The 24,046-nt window shown below is 50.6% G+C and carries 27 protein-coding genes; 7 read left to right on the top strand and 20 right to left on the bottom strand.

The window, feature by feature from the left end; all coding sequences use genetic code 11:
• Positions 1 to 2: 2 nt before the first annotated feature.
• The 7 genes from hisD to hisIE are packed head-to-tail and all read left to right on the top strand — an operon-like array spanning position 3 to position 6,236.
• Complete coding sequence (gene hisD, locus EFO84_RS04900; RefSeq protein WP_127346938.1) at positions 3 to 1,301, top strand: histidinol dehydrogenase; 1,299 nt, start codon at positions 3 to 5, stop codon at positions 1,299 to 1,301.
• A complete protein-coding gene (hisC, locus tag EFO84_RS04895) occupies positions 1,298 to 2,404 on the top strand; it encodes a histidinol-phosphate transaminase (RefSeq protein ID WP_127346937.1) in 1,107 nt (368 codons plus the stop codon). Before hisD ends, hisC begins: the two co-directional genes overlap by 4 nt.
• Positions 2,401 to 3,477 (top strand): bifunctional histidinol-phosphatase/imidazoleglycerol-phosphate dehydratase HisB, encoded by a 1,077-nt coding sequence (gene hisB, locus EFO84_RS04890; protein WP_127346936.1) that lies wholly within the window; start codon positions 2,401 to 2,403, stop codon positions 3,475 to 3,477. Before hisC ends, hisB begins: the two co-directional genes overlap by 4 nt.
• Positions 3,474 to 4,091, top strand: a complete 618-nt coding sequence (gene hisH / locus EFO84_RS04885) for an imidazole glycerol phosphate synthase subunit HisH (RefSeq protein WP_127346935.1) — start codon at positions 3,474 to 3,476, stop codon at positions 4,089 to 4,091. Before hisB ends, hisH begins: the two co-directional genes overlap by 4 nt.
• On the top strand, positions 4,072 to 4,809 hold the full coding sequence (hisA, locus tag EFO84_RS04880) for a 1-(5-phosphoribosyl)-5-[(5-phosphoribosylamino)methylideneamino]imidazole-4-carboxamide isomerase (protein WP_127346934.1): 738 nt from the start codon (positions 4,072 to 4,074) through the stop codon (positions 4,807 to 4,809). Before hisH ends, hisA begins: the two co-directional genes overlap by 20 nt.
• Positions 4,791 to 5,582 (top strand): imidazole glycerol phosphate synthase subunit HisF, encoded by a 792-nt coding sequence (gene hisF, locus EFO84_RS04875; RefSeq protein ID WP_127346933.1) that lies wholly within the window; start codon positions 4,791 to 4,793, stop codon positions 5,580 to 5,582. The genes hisA and hisF overlap by 19 nt, the downstream gene beginning before the upstream one ends.
• Positions 5,583 to 5,591: 9 nt before the next feature.
• Positions 5,592 to 6,236, top strand: coding sequence for a bifunctional phosphoribosyl-AMP cyclohydrolase/phosphoribosyl-ATP diphosphatase HisIE (gene hisIE / locus EFO84_RS04870; protein ID WP_127346932.1), 645 nt, complete (start codon positions 5,592 to 5,594; stop codon positions 6,234 to 6,236).
• Positions 6,237 to 6,240: 4 nt separating this feature from the next.
• Here hisIE and EFO84_RS04865 read toward each other — a convergent pair whose 3' ends face one another.
• The 20 genes from EFO84_RS04865 to EFO84_RS04775 all read right to left on the bottom strand — a co-directional run bounded on the left by EFO84_RS04865 (position 6,241) and on the right by EFO84_RS04775 (position 23,695).
• Positions 6,241 to 7,605 (bottom strand): MATE family efflux transporter, encoded by a 1,365-nt coding sequence (locus EFO84_RS04865; protein WP_127346931.1) that lies wholly within the window; start codon positions 7,603 to 7,605, stop codon positions 6,241 to 6,243.
• A 17-nt stretch (positions 7,606 to 7,622) separates the two neighbouring features.
• The gene (locus EFO84_RS04860; RefSeq protein WP_127346930.1) at positions 7,623 to 8,819 is read right to left on the bottom strand and encodes an aminotransferase class V-fold PLP-dependent enzyme; all 1,197 of its coding nucleotides are present in this window, start codon (positions 8,817 to 8,819) and stop codon (positions 7,623 to 7,625) included.
• 20 nt (positions 8,820 to 8,839) lie between these two features.
• Positions 8,840 to 9,649, bottom strand: a complete 810-nt coding sequence (locus tag EFO84_RS04855) for an alpha/beta fold hydrolase (RefSeq protein WP_127346929.1) — start codon at positions 9,647 to 9,649, stop codon at positions 8,840 to 8,842.
• Positions 9,646 to 10,047: an MAPEG family protein gene (locus EFO84_RS04850; protein WP_127346928.1), complete on the bottom strand. Its 402-nt coding sequence runs from the start codon at positions 10,045 to 10,047 to the stop codon at positions 9,646 to 9,648. The genes EFO84_RS04855 and EFO84_RS04850 overlap by 4 nt, the downstream gene beginning before the upstream one ends.
• A 105-nt stretch (positions 10,048 to 10,152) precedes the next feature.
• A complete protein-coding gene (gene adk / locus EFO84_RS04845; RefSeq protein WP_127346927.1) occupies positions 10,153 to 10,797 on the bottom strand; it encodes an adenylate kinase in 645 nt (214 codons plus the stop codon).
• Between the two features lie 128 nt (positions 10,798 to 10,925).
• Positions 10,926 to 12,836, bottom strand: coding sequence for a molecular chaperone HtpG (gene htpG / locus EFO84_RS04840; RefSeq protein ID WP_127346926.1), 1,911 nt, complete (start codon positions 12,834 to 12,836; stop codon positions 10,926 to 10,928).
• A 98-nt stretch (positions 12,837 to 12,934) separates the two neighbouring features.
• Positions 12,935 to 13,534: a recombination mediator RecR gene (recR, locus tag EFO84_RS04835; RefSeq protein WP_127346925.1), complete on the bottom strand. Its 600-nt coding sequence runs from the start codon at positions 13,532 to 13,534 to the stop codon at positions 12,935 to 12,937.
• A gap of 5 nt (positions 13,535 to 13,539) precedes the next feature.
• Positions 13,540 to 13,872: a YbaB/EbfC family nucleoid-associated protein gene (locus EFO84_RS04830; RefSeq protein WP_127346924.1), complete on the bottom strand. Its 333-nt coding sequence runs from the start codon at positions 13,870 to 13,872 to the stop codon at positions 13,540 to 13,542.
• A 37-nt stretch (positions 13,873 to 13,909) separates the two neighbouring features.
• Positions 13,910 to 16,003, bottom strand: a complete 2,094-nt coding sequence (gene dnaX / locus EFO84_RS04825; RefSeq protein ID WP_127346923.1) for a DNA polymerase III subunit gamma/tau — start codon at positions 16,001 to 16,003, stop codon at positions 13,910 to 13,912.
• A 45-nt stretch (positions 16,004 to 16,048) separates the two neighbouring features.
• Positions 16,049 to 16,447, bottom strand: a complete 399-nt coding sequence (locus tag EFO84_RS04820; protein WP_127346922.1) for a response regulator — start codon at positions 16,445 to 16,447, stop codon at positions 16,049 to 16,051.
• A 9-nt stretch (positions 16,448 to 16,456) separates the two neighbouring features.
• A complete protein-coding gene (locus tag EFO84_RS11870; RefSeq protein WP_276317313.1) occupies positions 16,457 to 16,582 on the bottom strand; it encodes a hypothetical protein in 126 nt (41 codons plus the stop codon).
• 71 nt (positions 16,583 to 16,653) lie between these two features.
• The gene (locus EFO84_RS04815) at positions 16,654 to 17,448 is read right to left on the bottom strand and encodes an HvfC family RiPP maturation protein (protein WP_127346921.1); all 795 of its coding nucleotides are present in this window, start codon (positions 17,446 to 17,448) and stop codon (positions 16,654 to 16,656) included.
• 2 nt (positions 17,449 to 17,450) lie between these two features.
• Positions 17,451 to 18,266, bottom strand: coding sequence for an HvfB family MNIO-type RiPP peptide maturase (locus EFO84_RS04810; RefSeq protein WP_127346920.1), 816 nt, complete (start codon positions 18,264 to 18,266; stop codon positions 17,451 to 17,453).
• The gene (locus tag EFO84_RS04805; RefSeq protein WP_127346919.1) at positions 18,251 to 18,583 is read right to left on the bottom strand and encodes a hypothetical protein; all 333 of its coding nucleotides are present in this window, start codon (positions 18,581 to 18,583) and stop codon (positions 18,251 to 18,253) included. Before EFO84_RS04805 ends, EFO84_RS04810 begins: the two co-directional genes overlap by 16 nt.
• Before the next feature lie 116 nt (positions 18,584 to 18,699).
• A complete protein-coding gene (locus EFO84_RS04800; protein WP_240642643.1) occupies positions 18,700 to 19,998 on the bottom strand; it encodes a tetratricopeptide repeat protein in 1,299 nt (432 codons plus the stop codon).
• Positions 19,999 to 20,001: 3 nt separating this feature from the next.
• Positions 20,002 to 20,610 carry an energy transducer TonB gene (locus EFO84_RS04795; protein WP_127346918.1) on the bottom strand — a complete coding sequence of 203 codons (609 nt, stop codon included), beginning with the start codon at positions 20,608 to 20,610 and terminating at the stop codon, positions 20,002 to 20,004.
• A 1-nt stretch (position 20,611) separates the two neighbouring features.
• Positions 20,612 to 21,013, bottom strand: coding sequence for an ExbD/TolR family protein (locus EFO84_RS04790; protein WP_127346917.1), 402 nt, complete (start codon positions 21,011 to 21,013; stop codon positions 20,612 to 20,614).
• A 12-nt stretch (positions 21,014 to 21,025) separates the two neighbouring features.
• Positions 21,026 to 21,550 carry a MotA/TolQ/ExbB proton channel family protein gene (locus EFO84_RS04785; RefSeq protein ID WP_127346916.1) on the bottom strand — a complete coding sequence of 175 codons (525 nt, stop codon included), beginning with the start codon at positions 21,548 to 21,550 and terminating at the stop codon, positions 21,026 to 21,028.
• Between the two features lie 4 nt (positions 21,551 to 21,554).
• Positions 21,555 to 22,916, bottom strand: coding sequence for a MotA/TolQ/ExbB proton channel family protein (locus EFO84_RS04780; RefSeq protein WP_127346915.1), 1,362 nt, complete (start codon positions 22,914 to 22,916; stop codon positions 21,555 to 21,557).
• The gene (locus tag EFO84_RS04775) at positions 22,913 to 23,695 is read right to left on the bottom strand and encodes a DUF3450 domain-containing protein (RefSeq protein WP_127346914.1); all 783 of its coding nucleotides are present in this window, start codon (positions 23,693 to 23,695) and stop codon (positions 22,913 to 22,915) included. The genes EFO84_RS04780 and EFO84_RS04775 overlap by 4 nt, the downstream gene beginning before the upstream one ends.
• Positions 23,696 to 24,046 lie beyond the last annotated feature (351 nt).

Here is a 24,046-nt window from a genome sequence, read left to right as displayed (position 1 = left end):
CAATGCAAATTGTTGCTTGGAATTCACTGAACGTCGCTCAACAAACCCAGCTGTTGGAACGCCCGACCATGGCGCAATCAGCTGCGTTACAACAACAAGTGCAAACCATCGTCGGTGCCGTGCGTGAGCAAGGTGATGCCGCGGTATTAGCCTACACCCAGCAGTTCGATTGCCCTGATTTGCAGCAGTTGCGCGTTGAGTCAAGCGAGATCAGTGCCCGCGCTGCGCTATTACCCGCCAAGACCAAAGCCGCCATAGATAAGGCTTATAGCACCATTCGCGCCTTCCACGCTGCACAACAACCACAAACCGTAGCGGTTGAAACGGCTCCGGGCGTGATTTGTAGCCAGCGCTTTCACCCGCTCGATGCCGTGGGCTTGTACATTCCGGGTGGGTCAGCGGTGCTGCCATCAACGGCATTGATGCTCGGCGTGCCAGCACAATTGGCCAACTGTCGTCGCCGCGTGTTGGTGAGCCCACCAGATAAGGCCGGTCAATTATCACCAGCTATTATGTATGTGGCGCAATTGTGCGGTATTACGGAGGTGTATCGCTGTGGCGGTGCGCAAGCCATTGCCGCCCTCGCCTATGGCACTGAATCTCTTGCCAAAGTCGACAAAATATTTGGCCCTGGCAACAGTTACGTGACCGCTGCCAAGCAATTGGTATCACAAGATGCCCGCGGTGCCGCGATTGATATGCCAGCCGGCCCTTCAGAGTTACTGATTATTGCCGATGATAGCGCTCGGGCGGCATTTGTCGCCGCTGACTTACTCTCCCAAGCAGAACACGGTGCCGACTCGCAAGTCATCTTATTAACTCCGTCTGCGCAGTTAGCCGCCCAGGTAGTTGAGCAAGTCGCCGAGCAACTCGCACAGTTACCGCGCGCTGCCATTGCTACGCAAGCCTTAACCAGTAGCTCAGTGATCGTAGTGGAGAACATTGATCAAGCAATAGCGATCAGTCAGCAATATGCCCCTGAGCACTTGTCCTTGCAGCTTGATGGTGCTGACAACCTGTTGGAACGCTTAACCTTTGCTGGCTCGATCTTCGTTGGTCACTATACCCCAGAGGCCGGCGGTGATTATGCCACCGGGACCAACCACGTGCTACCGACCTATGGCTTTGCCCGCAACTACAGTAGCCTTGGCTTATTGGATTTCTATCGTCGCTACACCGTGCAAAAAGCCAGCCAGCAAGGCTTAGCCGACTTAGCGGAAGCGATTGTTGAATTAGCTGAAACCGAGGGCTTAGCGGCGCATGCCCGCGCCGTAACAATCCGCCTGGAGGCTGACGCATGAGTGCCGATTTAACCAATCAAACTAACATGGCTGAGCGGTTACAACGCAGTCACCTGCGCGACTTAGTGCCCTATGCATCAGCGCGGCGCAGTATGAGTGGTGGTGGAATTTGGCTCAACGCCAATGAAGCGCCGCGAACGCCATCAACAGCACCAGGCGGCGTTGATAACAACCGTTACCCACCGTTTCAAAGCGCGGTGCTGAATCAAGCCTACGCAGATTATGCCGGAGTCGCAGTCGATCAGGTACTGAGTGGGCGTGGTAGCGATGAAGCGATTGAGTTATTGATCCGGGCCTTTTGTGAGCCCAAACAAGATCGCATCTTGATTTGTCCGCCAACCTACGGCATGTATGCTATCAGCGCCCAAACCCACGGCTCAGACACCGTGCAGGTGCCGTTACAACAACGCGGTGGGGCTAACTGGCAACTTGATCTAGAAGGTATCCGCAATAATCTTAGCAGCGTTAAACTGGTGTTCGTGTGCAGCCCGTCCAACCCGTTAGGCAACCCACTGGATGGTGCTGATCTAATAGCATTACTCGAATTAGTCGGCGAGCAAGCCTTGGTCGTAGTCGACGAAGCCTACATCGAGTTCACTGCACAACGCAGCAGCCACACCATGGGCGTGGCCAGTTGGCTTGAGCGCTACCCGCAATTGGTGGTGTTGCGCACGCTGTCGAAAGCCTTCGGTTTAGCCGCCCTGCGCTGCGGTTTTGTGCTGGCTGCCAGCAGTATCATCACGGTATTACAAAAAGTGATTGCACCGTACCCGCTGCCGCAACCCACCATTGACGGTGCCATTAACGCGCTGCAGGCCGATGCTATTGCCGCCATGTGGCAGCTTCGCGATGACACCATCAATCAACGCCAACGCCTGCTTAAAGAGCTACAAGGGCGCAGCTGGGTGCAACAGATCTACCCAAGCGTAACCAACTTTGTATTACTCAAAGTCAGTGATGCCGAGGGATTAGTGCAACAACTTAGCGCCGATGGCATATTAATCCGCAACCAATCGAAACAATTTGCGCTTTCTAACAGCGTTCGTATTAGTATTGGCAGCGCCACCGAAATGGACCAACTTATTGCGAGGCTCCCAGCATGAGCGCACAACGTATTCTTTTTATCGATCGTGACGGCACCCTGGTTGAAGAGCCACCAATCGATAAGCAACTCGATAGTTTAGCCAAACTGCAATTTGAACCGTCGGTAGTGCCTGCCCTACTGGCGTTGCAAGCTGCTGGCTACCGATTAGTCATGGTCAGCAACCAAGATGGTCTGGGTACTGACAGCTTTCCGCAGGCCGACTTTGATGCACCACACCAGTTGATGATGCAAATCTTCGAATCGCAAGGCATTCGCTTTGATGACGTGCTGATTTGCCCGCACTTTGATAGCGATAACTGCAGTTGCCGTAAGCCTAAGCTTGGCTTGGTGGCCGACTATCTGCAACAAGGCAAAGTAGATTTCACCGACTCTTACGTGATTGGTGACCGCGACACCGATATGCAACTGGCGGCTAATATGGGTATCCGCGGGCTACGCTATGATCGCAACGCCACCAACTGGCGTGCTATCCAAGCCCAATTATTGGATAAGCCGCGTAGCGCGAATATTAACCGTAGTACCCGTGAAACCGCCATTGATGTAACGGTTAATCTGGACGCCACCGGCCCAATTTCGATAGCCACTGGGGTGGGCTTTTTCGACCACATGCTCGAGCAAATCGCCACTCACGCTGGTATTGCTCTGCAGGTCAAGGTGCAAGGCGATTTACACATTGATGAGCACCACAGTGTGGAGGATACCGCATTGGCTCTTGGTACCGCGCTGCGCCAAGCGTTAGGGGACAAACGCGGCATTGGCCGCTTTGGCTTTGCCCTGCCAATGGACGAATGCCGTGCCGAGTGTTTGCTCGACCTCTCGGGCCGTCCGTATTTAGTCTTCAATGCCGATTTCAGCCGCGACAAAGTGGGTGATTTATCAACCGAACTTGTACCACACTTTTTCCGTTCGCTGTGCGACACCATGGCCATTTCATTGCACTTAAGCACCACCGAAGGCAACTGTCACCACCAGGTAGAAAGCTTATTCAAAGTGTTTGGCCGCGCCCTGCGCGCTGCGGTTGCGCGTACCAGCGACGGCGCTATGCCGTCTAGTAAAGGAATGCTGGCATGAGTGTCAACAACAGTGTGGTGATCATTGATACCGCCTGCGCTAACTTAAATTCGGTACGCTTTGCTCTTGAGCGGCTGGGTGTTACGCCATTGGTAACTGCCGAGGCAGAACAGATCCAAGCCGCCGATAAAGTCATCTTACCGGGGGTTGGCACTGCGCAAGCGGCCATGCGTAATTTACAGCAACTGCAGCTAGTTGAAGTCATTCGCAACTTACAGCAGCCCGTACTCGGTATTTGTTTGGGCATGCAGTTACTCACCGCTTGGTCTGCTGAGGGTAATGTCGACTGCTTAAATGTGATCCCAGCGCGCACTGAACGCTTGCTCGGCAATGGCTTACCGTTACCACACATGGGTTGGAATACCCTTAAAAACGTCGGTGATGGCGCTTTTGATAGCTTTAATGACGGTGATTACGCCTACTTTGTGCATAGCTATGCCGTGGCTACCGACGCCTACACTATTGCTAGCAGCCATTACGGCCAGACCTTTGCGGCGATGATCCGCCACCACAATTTTTACGGTGCGCAATTTCACCCGGAGCGCTCAGGTGCCGTGGGTGCGCGCATCCTTAAACGTTTTTTGGAGCTGACTGATGCTGATACCCGCGCTTGATCTGATTGACGGTAACGTGGTGCGCCTGCAGCAAGGTGACTTTGCCCGGCAAACCACCTTCGCCAGTGATCCATTGCCATTGGTACAAGCCTATCAAGGCGCTGGTGCTCAGTACCTGCACTTGGTTGATTTGGATGGTGCTCGTGACCCTGCTAAGCGGCAAACCGAGTTATTACGGCGCATCAGCGCCAGCACCACCATGACCGTGCAAGTTGGTGGTGGCTTGCGCAGCCGCCAAGACCTCGAACAACTCTTTGATGCTGGGGTTAAACGCGCGGTGATTGGTTCGCTGGCAGTCAAACAACCGCACTTAGTGCAAGCTTGGCTCAATGATTACGGTGCCGACGCCATTGTGTTAGCGTTAGATGTCAATATCGCCGCCGATGGCAAGGCCTACGTCGCCACCCATGGCTGGCAAGAAACCTCGAACTTAACTCTCAACCAGTTAATTGATAGCTTTGCCGCTGATGGTCTCCGCCACGTATTGTGCACTGATATTAGCCGCGACGGCATGTTGAGTGGCAGTAATATTGCCCTGTATGCCGAGCTCAAACGCCGCTACCCACAACTAATCGTGCAGGCCTCAGGTGGCATCGCCAGCCTTGATGATTTGCGCCAATTGCAAGCAGTACAGTGTGACGCAGCCATATTGGGCAAAGCCCTGCTGACCGGAAAATTTACCCTTGAGGAGGCCTTGGCATGTTGGCCCGCCGCATAATTCCTTGTCTTGATGTACGCAATGGTGAAGTGGTGAAAGGCGTGCAGTTTCGCAACCACGAAGTGATCGGCGCCATTGAACCGCTAGCTGCCCGTTATGCCGCCGCCGGTGCTGATGAATTGGTGTTTTACGATATCACCGCCTCTAGCGATGCCCGCGTGGTCGATAAGTCATGGGTTGAACGCATTGCCCGGCTGATAGATATCCCCTTCACCGTGGCCGGTGGCATTAGCAGTATTGATCAAGCGCGCGAAATTCTTGCTATGGGTGCGGACAAAATCTCGATTAACTCGCCGGCACTGCGTGACCCCAGCCTAATTGACCGTTTGGTCGATGAATTCGGGCAGCAATGCATCGTCATCGGCATTGATAGCTTCTACAATGCCGAAAACGGCCGCTATGAGGTATTTCAATTTACCGGTGACGAAAGCCGAACTCAGCGTACGCGCTGGCAAACTGGTGATTGGCTGCTCGAAGTTATCGCCCGTGGCGCCGGTGAAATTGTCTTGAATTGCATGAATCAAGATGGCGTGCGGCGCGGCTATGATATCGACCAGCTCAGCCACATGCGCGATATTTGCCCAGTACCACTAATTGCCTCTGGCGGCGCTGGCACTATGGAGCACTTTGCTCAGGTGTTTTCACAAGCCAATGTCGATGGTGCTTTAGCAGCGTCGGTCTTTCACAAAGGCGTGATAAATATCGGTGAATTGAAACACTATCTGGCCCAGCAACACATTGCTATGCGCCCCATAGCAACCACGACCGAATAGGATTTTGGCATGAAAATTACCGCGACAACGCTCGACCAACTTGCTTTTGCCAAAAGCGATGGCTTGTTACCGGCTATTGTGCAGCACGCTTTAACCGGCGTGGTATTGATGCAAGGTTATATGAACCGTGCCGCCCTTGAGCATACCTTAAGCTCTCAGCAGGTCACATTTTTCAGCCGCAGCAAGCAGCGATTATGGACTAAAGGCGAAAGCTCGGGCCATACCCTGCAATTGCTCAGCGCCCACACCGACTGTGATCAAGACAGCCTGCTGTTACTCGCTACGCCACTTGGGCCAACCTGTCATAGCGGCTGTGATAGTTGCTTTCAGTTTGCCGATGATAGCACTGCGGCGGCATTGCTAAGCCGTCTTGAACAGACCATTGCCGCGCGTAAAAAGGCTGCCCCATCCAGTAGCTACACCGCAGAGTTATTTGCCGCTGGCACCAAACGGATTGCCCAGAAAGTCGGTGAAGAAGGTGTTGAAGTGGCGTTAGCTGCCGTCGCTGGCGACAATCATGAGTTGCTCAATGAAAGTGCCGATTTATTATTCCATCTGCTGACGCTGTTAGCCAGCCGTGACTTGCAACTCAGTGATGCCTTAGCAGTGCTGGCCGAACGCGAAGCACGGGCCAAGGCGAAGGTATCGCAGTAATGACCTATTGATGTTCTGCTACATAACGGCGGCTAATGATTTTTAGCCGCCAACTGAGTAAAATTGCTGCCACCGTTAAGCCCACAATAAAACCAACCCACATACCAGCGGCACCAATGGCTGGCATCAGGTAATCGGTGCGCGACAACAGTACCCCTAGGGTCAGCCCCAGCGGCCAATACGAAATGAAGGTCAGAATCATGGTAGCTTTGGTGTCTTTATAGCCACGCAAGGTGCCCATGGTAATCACTTGGTAACTGTCCGAAATGGTAAAAATAGCGGCCAATCCCATTAATGTGGCGGCCAGCTCAATCACCTCAGCATCGTTGGTGTAGAGGCTCGCCAACCACGCCCCACCTAAGTACATCAAGATGCCATTAACCGTAGCAAAGCTAAGCCCGTACCAACAAGCCAAGCGATGGTTCAACATGGCGTTTTCGGGCTTACCAGCGCCCAGCGCAAAGCCCACCCGTAAAGTTACCGCCATGGCAATACTAAGCGGCACCATGTAAACCAAACTAGAAATGTTCATAGCAATTTGATGGCTCGCCACCACATTTGCACCCAACGGGGCGATGACCAATGCTGCAGCGGCAAATAAGCTCACTTCAAAAAATAGCGAGGTGGCAATCGGAAAGCCTAGCCGAATGACATACCAGATATCATCCCAATTCGGTGCATAAAAATGGCTAAACACCGCCATTTTCTTAAAGCGTTTACCCCATATCACGTAGCCGAGCAAGCTCAATGCGGCCACCCAATAGACAATGGCTGAGGCCAAGCCACACCCTGCTCCACCCAGCTCTGGCATGCCGTACAAGCCGTGGATAAAGATGTAGTTGACTGGAATATTCACCAGCAAACCAATCACCCCGATCACCAGTGATGGCATAGTATGCGATAGGCCTTCGCAGAAATTGCGCAGCACCATATACAAGACTAAGGCAGGGATGCCGAAGGAGATATAAAATAGGTAATCTAGGGTGATGGTGCGAAAATCGTCGGCTACCTGCATGGCGGTTAAGATACTCGGTGCTAATAGCACCACCGCCAAACTCAACACGCCACCAATCGCACATGCGTACAAGCCTTGTTGCACCATATTAGCCACGCTGGAGCGTTTACCAGCACCATCAAAATGCGAAATGATCGGTGCTAATGCCATCGCTAAACCAAACATCAGCAAGGTCGACGGGATCCACACACTGCCACCCACTGAAACAGCGGCTAAATCAAGTGGGCTGACTCGGCCTGCCATCAGGGTATCGACCACACTCATCAGAATTTGAGTGAGCTGAGCGACTAGAATAGGCCCGGTCAGCTTGGCCAGTTTTACTGACTCTAGCCACCACGCCGTGCGTGCTGTCATGACAAGTAACTCCGCAATTAGATAAGAAGCGCGTGAGCCTGATCAAGTTGGCTCAATAAGTGCTGAATTTGCTGCGCGGTATTGTACGCGCCAAGCGAAACCCGTACCACACTTTCTACCCCAAAATGCTGTAACAATGGCTGCGCACAATGGCTGCCTGCGCGCACAGCGATATCCACGGAATCAAGCCAAACCGCCAAATCATAGGCATGAATAGTATCACTGTAAAAACTCACCAGCGGTGTGGCGGCCGCGCCGCTCGGTAGTACCTTTAACCACTGGCGCTGCTGCAGACCGTGTAGCAATTGCTGACGCAACTGGGCCAAATAGTCATGCAGGCCGGCCTGCTGTTGCTGCTCGAGCCATTGTAGCGCCGCCGCAAAGGTGACTATGGCCGCGCTATCGGGAGTGCCTGCTTCAAAGCGTTGGATAGCATCGACCCATTGCGCCTGCTCTCTACTGACCTGCGCCACCATTCCGCCACCGAGCAGCCATGGCTGCATCTGTGGCCATAATTGTGGCTGCATGTACAGTGCTGCTGCACCGGTTACGCCGTAACACTTGTGAGCACTAAACACTAACGCATCACAGCCGATACTATGTACATTGAAGCGCACATGCGCCGCCGCTTGGGCGGCATCGACCACCGCCAAAGCGCCAACGGCATGTGCTGCGGTACAAAGTTCAGGCAGCGGCAATAACGCGCCGGTGACATTGCTCGCCGCTGTGACGGCTAACAGTTTAGTCCGTGGATTAAATAGCTGCTGCCAATCGTCAGCCAGCTCGCCACTATGGCGATCTAATTCTAGCCAGCGTAACCGTAACTGATAGCGCTTTGCTAAACGCTGCCACGGTAACAGATTGGCGTGATGCTCGGCGACACTGAGCACAATCTCATCACCAGCTTGCCAGGCAATCGGTAACTGCTCAGCGAGCATATTCAAGGCTATGGTGGTACTGGCCGGTAAACACAGGTTATGTGCATCGGCGCCGATAAATTGGCCGATATCGCTGCGCGCCTGTTCGAGCTGTGCGGTTGCTTCGCGGCTGGCGGCATGGCTGCTACGATGCACACTGGCGTGATACTCACGGTAAAACTGCAGCCACTGTTGTAACACTGGTTCCGGCGCTAAACAGGTGGCGGCACTGTCAAAATAACAGGCGCCCTGGTTTAGCCGAGGAAATTGCTCGATTGGCGGAAGGTAATGACTCATCGACCACGCATCCTAGTCAGTTATGCGCTGTTTTGCGCGCGGCGCTGCTGCTGCAAAAAGGCCAGCAGCAGTGGATTCACCAGTTCCGAATGGGTTAACGGACCCATGTGACCACAATCAATGGTCGTGGTGGTAACTTGCGGTAACACCTGGAGTAATCGTGCCGCCACTTGCTGAGCACTGAGTTGGGTATACTTGCCTTGCAATAACAATACGGGTAGCGCCAGTTGTGCATAATCTGTGGCTTTGTGTGGCTCGCCCATCAGCGCCGCGAAATCTAAAATCACTTTGCTGGTTTGGCTGATCATGACTTGTTGTACACGTGCCGGTAAACGGGCAAAAAAGCCCTCATCATTCCAATAATCGACAAACCGCGCTGTTGCTTGTGCAGCATCTAATTGGTCCATTTGCCCGGCAATCTGCTCCACCTGTTGGCGACCACTATCTTGGGCATCTAAGATATGAAAAGCAACCGGTTCAAACACCGCGAGGCTAGCCACAGCAACGGGTTGTTCAAGAGCAATTTTCAGCGCTAAAGCACCGCCATATGAATGCCCTACCAAATGCACCGGTTGCTGCCACTGTGCTTGTCTAACAGCGGCGAGAATACGTGGTAATTCATCGGCAAAGCGGAAACTTTCAGGGCTATCCAAAGTTGCTGCTGGCGCATTACCATAGCCTAGTAAGTCGATGGCTAGCACGTCAAAATCATGCTGAAGCAAGTTAATAAACGCGCGCCATTGGCCGCTATTACTTTGTGAACTATGCAGCAATAACACCGGTGTAGCGCCTGCTACACCGCTGCGATAAACCCCAGCCAACTCGGTCATAGTTGGCTACCAATAAAATAACCGAGCAGGTAACCAGCGGCGACCAATAACACCACAAAGGTACTAATCATGCCGCAAAAACGCATCCATGACGTGCCTGAGGTCTTGGTAATACCCATAGCATGCAATACTCGGCCAAGGAAGAATACGCCACCCATCACATGTAACATCACCATAGATGCACCGGTTAATTCCATCATTAACAGCAGCACCAGTACCAGCGGTACGTACTCATTAAAATTGGCATGCACCCGCACCGCTTTCAGTAAGTCTTTTGAGTCACCGGTACCCAAAGGCACTTTATCGCGCCAGCGTAACTTTATAATCCGTACTGCTAACACAAAATACAGCAGCGTTAATAAGCTGGCATACAAGCCGGTAATTGCAATCTGTTCCATGGTCACCTCAGTGAATGTCATTATTAGTGGTATAAAAAAGTCGTATAAAAAAGCCCACACAAGGTGGGCTTCATTGAACCTGTTATCGCTTGGGGTGCTTACCGACTACCTGAGCAATGCTCCAAGTTCAGCACTGATAACCTCAACCTGACGCGTGCCATCAATGTTCTGAAAGCGCGTCTTACCTTGCTCGGCTAGTGTACGATAATACGCGACCAAAGGCTCGGTTTGTTCATGATAAATTGCTAAGCGCTTGCGCACTGTGCTTTCTTTGTCGTCATCACGAATAATCAGGTCTTCACCGGTTACATCGTCTTTGCCATCGGCTTGTGGTGGATTGTGATCGATATGGTACACACGGCCAGAGCCAGGATGCACTCGCCGCCCCGCCATGCGCTTCACAATGACTTCGTCCGGCACGGCAAATTCCAATACATAGTCAATTTCGATGCCGGCTTCATGCATAGCGTCAGCTTGTGGAATAGTACGTGGAAAACCATCCAGCAAAAAGCCGTTGGCGCAATCTGCTTGGGTCACCCGCTCTTTGACTAAACCAATCATGATGTCATCGGACACTAATTTGCCCGCGTCCATCACCGCTTTGGCTTGTTTGCCGAGCTCTGTGCCAGCAGTAATAGCAGCTCGCAGCATGTCACCCGTTGAGATCTGCGGGATCCCAAAGGTTTTCATGAGGAACTGCGCCTGGGTACCTTTCCCTGCGCCCGGAGCGCCCAACAGGATAATGCGCATGAACAACCTCTTTTGTACTGAATGTTCTGTTGTTTTTGACAACGCGCACTTTACCTTGCAGGCGGCGCCATTACAAGTCCGAGCATTGCCGACTTTGGTCGGACAATGCTCGACTTTAGCATCATCGATTAGGCTTCGGTAAGCTCTAACATCAAGCGATTCAAGCGCGTGACAAACTGCGCCGGATCTTTCAAGCTACCGCGCTCCGCTAACGTCGCTTGATCAAGTAGCAATTGCGCCCAATCATTAAAGCGTTGCTCGTCAGTCAATGCCACGACACGTTGTACCAAGGTATGCTCAGGATTCACCTCAAAGATATACTTGGTCTCAGGCACTTTCTGCCCAGCCGATTCCAATAACTTGGCCATTTGTGTGCTCATGTCGTCGGTATCAGTCACAATGCAAGCTGGTGATTGCGTCAAACGATGGGTAACCCGCACTTTCTTCACTTTGTCACCCAGCGCTTTGGTAAAGCGTTCAAGGTTATCCGCAAAGTCTTTCTCAGCCTGTTCTTGCTGGGCTTTGTCGTGCTCATCTTCTAGCTCGCCCAAATCTAAATCACCACGGGTCACCGACTTGAATGATTTCTCTTTGTAAGCATTCAAATGGCTCATCAACCACTCATCAATGCGCTCTGACAACAGCAGCACTTCAATGCCCTTCTTGCGGAAGATCTCTAAGGCTGGGTTATCACGAGCGGCTTCATAGCTATCGGCAACAATGTAGTAAATACTGTCTTGACCTTCTTTCATGCGCTCAATATAGGCATCAAGGCTGACGGCATTTACGCTGCTGTCGCTATGGGTTGAGGCAAAACGCAGCAAGCTAGCGATCTTCTCTTGGTTGGCTTGATCTTCAGCCGGGCCCTCTTTCAAGACGTTACCAAAGGTATCCCAGAATTCTTGGTACTGCTCGGGTTTGTCTTCGGCTAATTTGCTCAACATACTCAAGATTTTCTTGGTGCTACCACTGCGCATTGCACGGGTGATCTTGTTGTCTTGCAGAATTTCACGCGATACGTTGAGTGGCAGATCGTTCGAGTCCATCAGACCTTTAACAAAGCGCAGATAACTCGGCATCAGTTGTTTAGCGTCGTCCATAATGAACACTCGCTTCACGTAAAGTTTGATGCCACTTTGCTGGTCGCGATTCCACAAGTCCCAAGGTGCCCGTTTCGGTACGTACAACAAGCTGGTGTACTCTGAGGTCCCCTCAACCTTGTTGTGGCTCCACAGCAACGGCTCATCGAAGTCGTGGGCAATGGTTTTATAAAATTCTTTATATTCGTCGTCGCTGATATCCGCTTTATCACGCGTCCACAGCGCCTTTCCGCTGTTTACTGCAGTCCATTTCGGCGCTTTTTTATCGGCGTTGTCATCGTCATCATCTGCCGCCTCTGGCATCTCGACAGGAATACTTAAATGGTCCGAATATTTGGTAATGATGGAGCGCAGGCGCCACTCATCGACAAACTCCTTGGCATCATCACGCACATGCAAAATGATATCGGTGCCACGCTTAGCTTTATCGATGGCTTTAATATCAAACTCGCCTTCGCCTTTGGAGTACCACTCTACCCCTTCATCGGCTGCAGCACCGGCGGCACGCGTGCGCACGGTCACTGCATCAGCAACAATAAAAGCCGAGTAGAAACCGACGCCGAACTGGCCAATCAAGCGGCTATCTTGCGCTTGGTCACCGGATAACTGCTTGAAAAAGTCTGCGGTACCCGACTTAGCAATGGTACCGAGGTTGCTCATTGCTTCATCGCGGGTCATACCAATACCGTTATCACTAATGGTGATAGTACCAGCCTCTTTGTCGACGCTTACGCGTACCCGCAATTCCGCATCATCGCTGAGCAGACTACCATCACTCAAAGCTTTAAAGCGTAACTTGTCAGCTGCGTCCGATGCGTTGGAAACGAGTTCCCGAAGAAAGATTTCTTTATTGGAATAAAGTGAATGAATCATCAGGTGAAGCAGCTGCTTCACTTCGGTTTGAAAACCGTGGGTTTCCGCTTGACGGGTTGCCGCCATAGTAATATCTCCTACCAATGGTTAATGACTACATCAGCAGAGATGGGGCTAAGTGAGGCTATTTCAAGGGGCTTCAGGTAGATTCCTAGCAATCTACCTTAAAAATTTTTGCGCCCGCTAAAGGCGTGGCCAAGGGTTGCTTGATCGACATACTCCAACTCGCCACCTACCGGCACACCATGGGCAATACGTGAGGTGTTAATGCCATGTTTACGGGCTATATCGGCAATATAATAGGCAGTAGCTTCACCCTCTACCGTGGGGTTGGTCGCCAAAATAATTTCGCTGATGGCTTCACCGGCTAAGCGCTTCGCGAGGATATCTAAACCAATATCTTCGGGGCCAATGCCGTCTAGCGGCGACAAATGCCCCATCAGGACAAAGTACATACCGTGGTATTGGCCAGTTTGCTCTATGGCAATCACATCGGCAGGCGTTTCAACAATGCACAATAGCCCGCTGTCGCTGCGTTTGGGGTGCAAGCAAATACCGCACACCGGTGCCTCAGTTAGCGTGCGGCAGCGCTGACAATGGCCAACATGTTCAGTAGCATACAGTAACGCTTGCGCCAACCGTACACCGCCTTCACGCTGCCGTTCGAGGATCTGAAACGCCATCCGTTGCGCTGATTTGGGCCCAACCCCAGGCAACACCCGCAGCGCTTGAATCAACTCTTGAATAGCTGGGCTCAGTTTCATAGTGATTAGAACGGCAACTTCATGCCCGGCGGCAAATTCATACCGCCGGTCACTGCGGCCATTTTTTCTTTGCTGGCTACCTCAACCCGACGTACCGCATCATTCACCGCTGCAGCAATCAGATCTTCTAACATTTCTTGGTCGTCTTCGGTCATCAAGCTCGGGTCAATCGCAACCCGGCGCACGTTGTGGTTACCTAGCATGGTTACTTTAACCATGCCGGCACCGGCTTCACCAACCACTTCTAACGTGGCGATCTCTTGCTGGGCTTTCTGCATGCGCTCTTGCATTTGCTGCGCTTGCTTCATCATTGCGCCCATTCCACCTTTACCAAACATAACAACCTCGTTGATTAATTAAATTCATACGGTTCGATTATAACGGTTTGACACTATCATCGACCAGTTCAGCAGCAAATGTTTGTGTCAATGCCTGCACCAACGGGTCATCACTGAGCACTTGTCGTGCCCGCGCCAAGCGCCGTTGATCAATCTGTTGCTGCAATTCATGTGGTGTGGCTTGGGCTGATTCAGCCACTACCACAGCAGTGATCTGCAAGTCATAATTATGCTGCAAGCACTGCTGTAAATTCGCCACCACAGTGTCATTCAAGACATTGTTTAAGCTTGGCCGCACCAGTAACTGATAGCTGCCATCGCTATGCTTCTGTAGCACTGAACTACGGGCAATCTGCCGCGTAAGCCCAGTCAGGTCTAAATTATCGATCATTGCCGCCCAGCGGTCGATTTCCGCCGCCAGCTTGGTGTCATCGCCGATATCAGCAGCAACGACTGGTAGACTTGGCGCCGACTGCGGATCTGGCTGTGGTTGCGGCTGTGGTTGCGGCGGCAGTTCTGGCTGCAGTTCTGGCTCTGCTGCTGAGGCGGCGGCCAACTTAACCTCGGTATTAGCCAGATTATTCGATGACTTGTTCACCGCTTCATTGAGCGCACTCTGATAGCGCGATGGCGCCTCGGTGACCTTTTCATTCGGCTTTGTTGCAGCCAGTTGCTGACTTTTCTGTTGCAGCATAGTGCGCGTTGCCAGTAGAGCCTGTAAATCATCCTGCAGTGGCTCTGCGGCTGCCGATTCTGCTATCCCATCGAGCTTTGGTTCCGCTGCGTGTTCTGGTTCGACTGCCGGTTCTGGTTCGGCTACTCGCGGCGGATCAACTGTTACCGGCACATCACTGGCCAGCACATCATCAGCGGGTACATCATCAAACAGCGGCTCAACTGCAAGCGTCACCATCGACTCAGACCGTGGTTCTGCTACAAATTGGGGTGCCGCTTGGGCGTCAGCCGTGGGCTTTGGGCTCGGTGCTGGATTGACCTCGCTAGTGGCTTGGGTTGACGACTCACCGGGCTGCGCCTCGCGCAACACAATATGCTGTGGTCGGAACGCCAACAGTCGCAATAAGGTCATTTCTACCCCAGCGCGGGTATCAGCGGCATAGTTCAAGTCGCGTCGGCCTTGCACCAAAATATCGTAATACACTTGAATTAATTCAGCCGGCAGTTGCTGCGCCAAGTCACTCTCAGCAGCGCCGACACCGAGCGCTTCAGCACTTTCAGGTAAGATTTGCAGCAGTGCCAATTGATGCACTAAATTCTGCATCTCGGGCAGCAAACTAGCAATGTCAGGAACCTGCCCTGCCACTTGTTGCAACAACTGCATCATAGTTTGCGCATCACCCTTAACACAGGCGCGCAATAGCCCGATAAGTTGTAAGTTTGGCACTGCGCCAAGCATTTGTTGCACTGCATCCAGGGTGACCGCCTGCTCACCTTGGGCGATGGCTTGGTCGGTTAAACTCAACGCATCGCGCATACTACCTTGCGCGGCCCGCGCCAATAATATTAATGCGGCCTCATCAAAGGGGATGTTTTCGGCTCGTAATACCAACCCCAAATGGCTAGCAATATCCTGCCGACTCAAGGCCTTGAGATTAAACTGCAAGCAGCGTGAGAGTACCGTGATTGGCAACTTATGCGGATCGGTGGTGGCCAGCAAAAATTTGACGTGTTCAGGCGGCTCTTCCAGGGTTTTTAGCAGTGCATTAAAACTGTGCTTAGATAGCATGTGTACTTCGTCTATTAAGTACACTTTGTAGCGCCCTTGGGTGGGCTTATACTGCACGTTATCGAGTAATTCGCGAGTGTCTTCAACTTTGGTGCGTGATGCCGCGTCAATCTCCAGCAGATCGACAAACCGGCCCTCTTCAATGGCTTTACAGGCACCGCATTGCCCGCAAGGCTCAGCGCTCAGGCCCTGCTCACAATTAAGACTTTTAGCAAGAATACGGGCAATGGTGGTTTTACCCACCCCACGGGTTCCAGTTAACAACCATGCATGATGCAAGCGACCGGTTTGCAGGGCGTTAATCAACGGCTTCAAGACGTGTTGTTGACCGACCACTTGGGCGAAAGTATGCGGCCGCCATTTACGAGCAAGTACCTGATAACTCATGCACCATTCCTATGCTTAAAAACGCTAATAGATAATGCCTGTACGTTACCGCAAATCGCTCACAGGGTATAGTGTTTGCGTTGCGCTTAAGTCACTTAATAAGCGTAACAAGCGCTCACCATCAACGGGTTTGGATAGACACAAATCGGCGCCGGCTTTACGTGCCAGCGGCTCAACCTGACTGATCTCTTGCGTGGTTAATAACACGATAGGGGTTTGCTTGTAAGCACTGAGGTCGCGCAGATTACGGCATAGCGTTACGCCGTCCATGAGTGGCATTTTGTGATCGACAATAATCACATCAAAGGTGATTTGTTTAGCGTGGTTTAGGCCATCTAAGCCATCATTGGCGCAGGTAACACGAAACTCTGATTGCTGTAAAACAGTCAGTAATGCCGCTCGTGTTGCTGGCTTATCCTCAACCAGCAGTAACTGTAGGGCCATTGAGATTCCTCAATTGGTAAGTAATTTGATCCAGGATAATACGGCTGGAAGAATCGGAATGCCGACAAACACCACCACCGCTAGCACGCCAAACCCTTTACCCGAACTATCGCGAAATTCTTCATCGTGTGACATCTTAACTACTCCGATTACTGTTTCTGGCTACATCATACCTGACAGAATTTTTCGGCGCGGATCATACTCCATTAAGGTGCCTGTAACAACACACCTCGGTGGATAAAATCTATACATAATTGCGCGACACCTTGGTTAATCGTGGCGTTATCGAGCTGCGGCAACCACTGCTGTAATTGCTGCTGCAACTGCGCTAAGCTTTGCCCCTGCGGCTGCTGCTGTAAGCTACTGATTACCAAGGCAGTCATTGGCTGCAATTGCATAAACTCGACGCTATTGCGCTGTGGATGCCGATAAACCATCAAGATAAAACCACTGTTATTGACCGCCTCAGGTAACAAAGGTTCCCGCTGATGACCACTACCCAACCAAGCCACTGGGTGCTTAAACTGCGCCACCTGTACGCTGGCATTGAGTCGCCAGCGCCATTGTCCGACTAACGCGGTTGCCTGCGCTTGCTCAAGTGACTCAATATCGTCATCAAGCACGGCAAATTGCGCGTCGACTTCCATGCGCTCATAGAAAGCAAGTTCATAGGTAAATTCAGGAAAGTCGGCGTTATCGCTATTGCGTGAACTGAAATACACCGCCAAGAAATCAACAAACTCACGCCCCATATCGCTAAAGTACGGCGATTGCGCAGCGTGTTTGGCAACAAATTCATCCACTAATTGCTGCCATTGTTGCTGACTTAATAATTTTTTTAAAACCGGAAAACCAGTACTTAGAAAGCTAAATATATTGTTGCGGACGAGGCGGCGATAAACCGCCATACGGCGCGCTTCGATACCATTGGGCGTGTTGTTATCATCAGGATTGCGTAACCAGCGGGCAAATTCTTCCTGCACAGCCTTAAAATCAGTCATGCTCAACAACCACCATTAACGCGCTGCTGGGCACCATCAATTTGTTCTGCCTCGTGCAGCAATTGAGCCAAGGGTGGAATATTAAAATCACGCTCGAGAACGGTATCAAACACCCCATGCTGCTGGTACGCGTAATCTAACAACTGCCATACTTCATCACGCACATCAGCACCATGGGTATCCACTAAAAGATCGGGGGCTTCTTCACTATGACCGGCGATATGTCCATAAACAATTCGCTCAGACGGCAAACCAGCAATAAACTGCTTGGCATCGTAGCCATGATTAATACTGTTGACGTAGACATTGTTGACATCGAGCAGCAGCTTACAATCAGCCTCATCTAACACCTGACGAATAAACGTCAGCTCACTGAGTTGTTGCCCAGGCGCCGCATAATAGGAGATATTTTCGAGTACCAGCGGCCGTTCTAACAGTTCTTGAACGCGTTTGATGCGTTGCGCAGTATAGCTAGCCGCCGCCTCGGTAAAAGGAATAGGTAGTAAATCATAGAGCTGCCCTTGCGCCGAGCAATAGCTTAAATGCTCGCTATATAGCTCAATGTGAAAGCGGTCAAGAAAGCGCTTTACTTCAAGCACAAAGTTCTCGTTGAGCGGATCAGGGCTAGCAATCGACAACGATAATCCATGGCAGGTCAACGGGTAACACTCGCGCAACTGGTCTAATTGCCGATACGCTGTATTACCACGTGGGATCCAATTTTCTGGGGCGATTTCCCAAAAGCCGACGTTGGGCTGCTGTGTAACCACATCAGCCAAAAACTCGCGTCGTAAACCGAGACCTACGCTCCGCCGCACTTGCCCTCACCGCACTTACCTTCGCCACATTTGTGCTCTTCAGCTTTTTCATCTTTCTTAGCTGCTTTAGCATCGGCTTTTTTCTTCTTCATTTCAGCGCGATGATCCTCACCACACTTGCCTTCGCCGCACTTCCCTTCACCACACTTATGCTCTTTCGGCGGCTCAGTTTTTTGTTCTTTGACTTGCTCAGCTTGTTGATAGCCACCGGGTAATTCGGTGTAACCAAATGGATTGGCTTGTGCCATTGGTAAAGTCACTGCGCTGGCTAACAGAGCGCCTAGCGCTAATTGCGTTGATTTTTTCATGGTATTCATAATGCCCACTCCTGGTAACTGAACCTCGTGTATATAGGACCCTAATTTAGCAGGTAAGTTGCCAATAAAAAACCCCGCCAAAGCGGGGTTTTCTCAATCTTTAACCAGCTCAGATCTTACAGTTTTACACCACGGTTTTCCGCAGTACGTTTTATGTAAGCTTCCCAAGTCCGGGCACTACGACGTTGGTTATCGAATTTCTGCGCCTGTAAATTGTATTTCAATGCTTCAGCATAATTACGTGAGTAAAAATAAGCCTCTGACAAAGCAATCAACACTGGGCCTTCTTCTTCAATACCGTTATCAAGCGCCTTGTGGAAAGACTGCACTGCCTTATCGTACTGTTGAGCACGAATATAAGCATTGCCTTGGCGACGATACTGAGCCGCTTTGCCTTCAGCACTTGACTCCAACTCTGCCGCCATACCATAAGCTAATGCAGCTTGTTGGTACTCTTTGGCAGCTTCAAAGTTACTGGCAGCACCTTGGAAGTTACGCGCAGTCTTCTCGATATCACCACTGGTCAAATGCTTCATGGTGGTTTTTGCAGCTTTGTATGGAACTTCGTTGTTCGAATAAAGCTGTGCCAACGCACGATATTGACTATCGCGATCTAAATAGCCTGCTAAATAAGCAATCTCAAGTGTCTGTAAGGCTTTGTCGATACGCTCTTCAAGCATGTACATCATACCTAGTTGGTTCCACCAAGCTTTCTCGGTCGGTAACACACCTAAGCCTGTTTCTAACACTTTAATCGCGTCAGAGTACATTTTACGCTCGTAATACGAGGCAACTTTCAATACATACGGGTTCTTGTTGACTTCTTCGTAGTACTGAATAGCCATATCAGCTGGTTTGATGATCATGTCGTATTTTTTCTGCTCATAATAAATATTCGCAATACGTAAAAATACTTCTGGATCATACTCGCCAGTAAACTGCAGCCACTTACCGTAATACGTCAGAGCCTGTTGATAGCGTTCAAGTTGAAGACTTAAGTCAGCGGTCAATTTCAACGCACCAGCTTGGTCTGTCCACCCGAGTACATCGGCATCTGCGGCACTTTTCACCAACTCAAGAGCTTTTTCGAACTGCTCGTCGGCGGCATATAAGTTGCCCAAAAAGCGATTCACATAAGCCGTATCAAACGCTTCGCGCGGTTGCGCTTCAAGCAGTTCGGCAATTGCACCCTTGATGTCTTCTTTTTCGCTGTACAGCTCAAAAGCACCCATGATACGACGACCTACACGATCTGAAACGGCAATATTACGACGCGAGTCTTTCTGCTTTTGGATGGTTTCCGCAGTTGGCAACGTGTAATTAATGTCTTGCGCTTGCACGCTCACTGACGTGAGCGATAAGCCCAAGCACAATACGCTCGCTGTTGCGAAAGCAATAAGTTTGTTGTGCATCATAACTTACCCCTGATCATCCAAGTTGAAGTCCAACTGAACCGTCATGCCTGGCTGAGCCACTGCTTTTCCATCAATAATCTTCGGCTTGTACTTCCAACGCAGCAGCGCACGACGCGCTTCTTGATCGAAAGTACGACGTGGATTTGAATCAATCACTTCTACGTCTGTTACACCGCCAGTTTCATCGATGGTAAAGCGCAATAATACCCAACCATTGATGCCATCACGAGCCGCTTCTGGCGGATAGCGCGGGTTGATACGCACGATAGGTGTTGCATCACCATCAGTCATCAAGCCACCAGTACTAAAACCAGTGTCAGTGCCGCCGACATCGATTTCAAAACCAGGATCAAACTGTAGCGAATCATCCGCTTGATCAGGCTCATTCGGTGGCGTCTCCGGCGGTTGCTCCGGTGGCGTTGGTGGTGTTGGTGGTACCCGACGGCGTCGCTCAGTATCTGACTCCGGTGGTGTGGTCACCAATTCGATCGGTGCCGATTCCGGCGGGCCATCGGCCCGACCGTCACCGCCACTGATCAAGAATGCCATAAAGGCAAACAACAGGAACGTGGCAGCGGCACCTAATAGTAATGCTACTATGAAGCGCACCATATTAATCGTCCTCTGCGGCTATGGATATTTTCTCAATACCCGCTTCCTTGATTTGATCCATGACTTGTACGACAACGCCATGTTTGGCTTCTTTGTCAGCTTGAATCACGACCATATCGGTTGGCTGTTCGGCTAACAGACGTTCAATGTTAGCGCCTACCCGCTCTACATCGACCATACGCTTGTCCATCCACACCTCGCCGTTTGCACGGATAGCGATGAAGATGTTAGCCGATGGCTTTTTGGTGGCCTGGCTAGCGTCTGGTTTGTTCACGTCGATACCCGCCTCTTTTACAAACGAGGTGGTTACGATGAAGAAGATCAACATAATGAATACGATGTCGAGCATCGGTGTCATGTCGATCGCTGCATCTTCATCTTCACGAATACGTTTACGTGCCATAATTCTTCTCTCTTAATGGTGTGGCAGACTATCAATCAACTGATGTTTAGCGCGTTTAACACGAGCTTCTAGGCGCGTCGCAAAAAACATCCCCGACAAAGCCGCAACCATGCCCGCCATAGTCGGAATTGTTGCCATCGAGATACCCGATGCCATCAATCGTGGGTTACCAGTACCTTGTACTGCCATGATTTCGAATACTGAAATCATACCGGTTACGGTACCGAGCAAACCAATTAGCGGACAAATAGCCACGCATGTTTTGATTAACAGAATGCGAGCTGTAAGCTTTTCATCAGCTTCAGAAATCCATGCATCACGGATCTTATGAGCATACCAGGAGGTGGTGTCCTCGCGAGCATCCCAAGAGGCGATAATATCGCGCTTAATCTTTGGAAATACACCCGCTAGGAACCAATAACGCTCTATCATGAGTACCCACATGAGAAAGAGCGCTCCCATGACGACGTACAAGACGTCGCCACCGGTAGCCAAGAAATCCCTGATAGATTCCCAGAGTTCCATCAGGTAGATCATACGATTACCCCTTCTTCTCCGCGTGAGCGGCGACGATACCTGCAGCTTGCTCATCGAGCACATGGACGATGCTCTTCGCACGACCTGCTACCACTGCGTGAATCAGAATCAATGGCAATGCCGCGATCAGACCCAAGGCAGTCGTTACCAACGCCATTGAGATGTCACCCGCCATGATTTTCGGATCACCGGTACCAAACAAGGTGATTGATTGGAACGTACCGATCATACCTACAACTGTACCTAAAAGACCTAATAATGGTGCAATAGCAGCCAAGATCTTGATGATGTTTACACCCGCGTCAATACGTGGTGTTTCACGCAAGATAGCTTCATCAAGTTTCAGTTCTAGGTTTTCTACGTCAGCATTTTGGTTCTCTTGATACACTTTCAAGATACGGCCTAAGGCGTTACCAGATGATGGATTGGCAGTATTTTTCAGCTGCGCACGCATCTTGGTGCCTTCAATGCTTAAGGTAACGAGTTTGTAGAGAGCAATCAGGAAACCAACGATTAACGCAACAGTGATCACGTAACCTACGGTGCCACCTTGGTGATAACGCTCTTCCAAAGTAGCTTTCTGAGTTGCTAAGCCTAAGATTTGGCCACGAGCTGGGTCAATATACAGACCTTCGTAACCAGATTCAGTGCTTTCAAAAGCCTCAACAGTTGACAGTACAAAGCCTTCAGGCTGACGGCCAAGTGGTTGAATCTCGTTTGCAGTGTCATTGAAACGGAAGTATTCACCACCAGCAATCAGGTTGAATACACCGATACGCGTCACATCACGTTGCTCACTGCTACCATCTAACAGGGTTACTGTCGCTGGGAAGGTAACAACACGGCCTGACTCGCGCATTTCAGTTAACAAGGCAATCCACAGATCTTCAAGTTCTGCGATAGTTGGAAGTTCTTGCGCTTCAGCAAGGCTTTCCAATACTTTTTCACGACCAGGATACTGTGAACTAACGATAGAGGTAGCAATACGACCGATTGAGTCGCTGGCTGCACCACGGATTACACCGAAGATTTCGCCTAAAGTACCTTTTGCGTTTTCAAGTTCTTGCTCTTTGTTCGCCAATGCAATTTCGTTCTCAGCGAACTGAGTTTGTAAACGACGGCCACGAGCTTGCTCGTCAGACAGTTGTTTTTGTGCACGGTTTAACAAAGCTTGCTGATTAGCAGTAGCGCGAGTGAACTCGGCTTCACGTTCAGCATTGATTTTTTGCGATGCGGCGCGGTTCTGCTTCACTAGCTCAAGTAATTGGTCTAGTGATTGGGCTTGTTGTGCACTTGCAGAGAAAGCAGCGCCTGTTGACAGAGTTAATGCCACTGCGATCAGGGCAGATTTCACGAAATGTTTCATTGTGCACGCTCCGCTGCATAAATTGGCAATCTGATCAAATCAGGAGCAGTTTGCTTACGCGCCATCCGGATCGCTTTAGTCAGCGAGCTCAGATATTCATCACCTAAAGCTTCCCACTCGTTGGTTTCATTGTTGTAAATCCAACCATTTTTAAGGTCGAGTGATTGCGCCATTAAGGCAACGCGACCAAGGTGGAAAAAGTCTACCGAAATTTGCTCACCTTGAAATTGCAACTTACCTTCATACGCGATCAAGCCGGCGCCGTAATCCATCTCTGCCTGATAGGTTTCGATGATTTGACGGAAACGCTCTGAATCGGTGATGTTGGCTTCTTCCATAATGTCACGCAAACCAGCGACGCGCTCTAAGCGGCGTTCTTTATGAATTGGAATGTCCAACTCAATGAACTGCTCGAGTGAGTCGATCATTTTGTACATTAATGGCACCACGCCCTGCTTGGTCCCTTCGATACCGTCGATCTGACGCTGTAACGAAGCCAAAGAAGCATTCTGGTCATCGACCAGACGCTGGACGTGATCGTTATAGACTTTCAGGTTTTCATACTCGTCAATAACGCCGCGATATTGGAATAACAACTCTTGACCTTGCTCGTACAGGCTATCAATTTTAGCTTGTGAACGAACATCAGCCGCAGTTGTGCGTTGACCTTCACTTTGTAGTTCAGGTACAGATTGTGCGGCAACTGTGGCGCTGCCGGCAATCGCAAACAAACCTATTATAGCTGCTGCGACTTTGCTTTTATTGATTACTTTGGTCATAGTTCCCAACCAATTTGACTTAACCTTCTAGCATAACGGCGACATGCCGCCAGCTTCCGAGTTATTTGAGTGACGAAAAGAGTTTAATCAACACTTGCAGTATTACCACTAGATAAATAAGTGGCAATAATGACCCGATATTCCCACGATCTGGGCGTAGCTGTCAACAGCCGCAAAGCCCTGAACGCAAGATAGAATCAATATTCAAGGATCATTACTTTTACTTAACAGTTCTGCATAAAATTCCATAAATCCCACATAAGCATTTGATCAATACAACAGCACAAAGTTCAATATTAGTCGACAATGATTCGAATTACCGTAAAATTAGGCAACTTATCACCATCAGGG

It is taken from the genome of Pseudidiomarina mangrovi, from assembly GCF_003999375.1.
GTDB lineage: Bacteria > Pseudomonadota > Gammaproteobacteria > Enterobacterales > Alteromonadaceae > Pseudidiomarina > Pseudidiomarina mangrovi.
The sequence above is the reverse complement of the archived record's forward strand: the minus strand, read 5'-3'. Positions and strand labels throughout refer to the sequence as shown.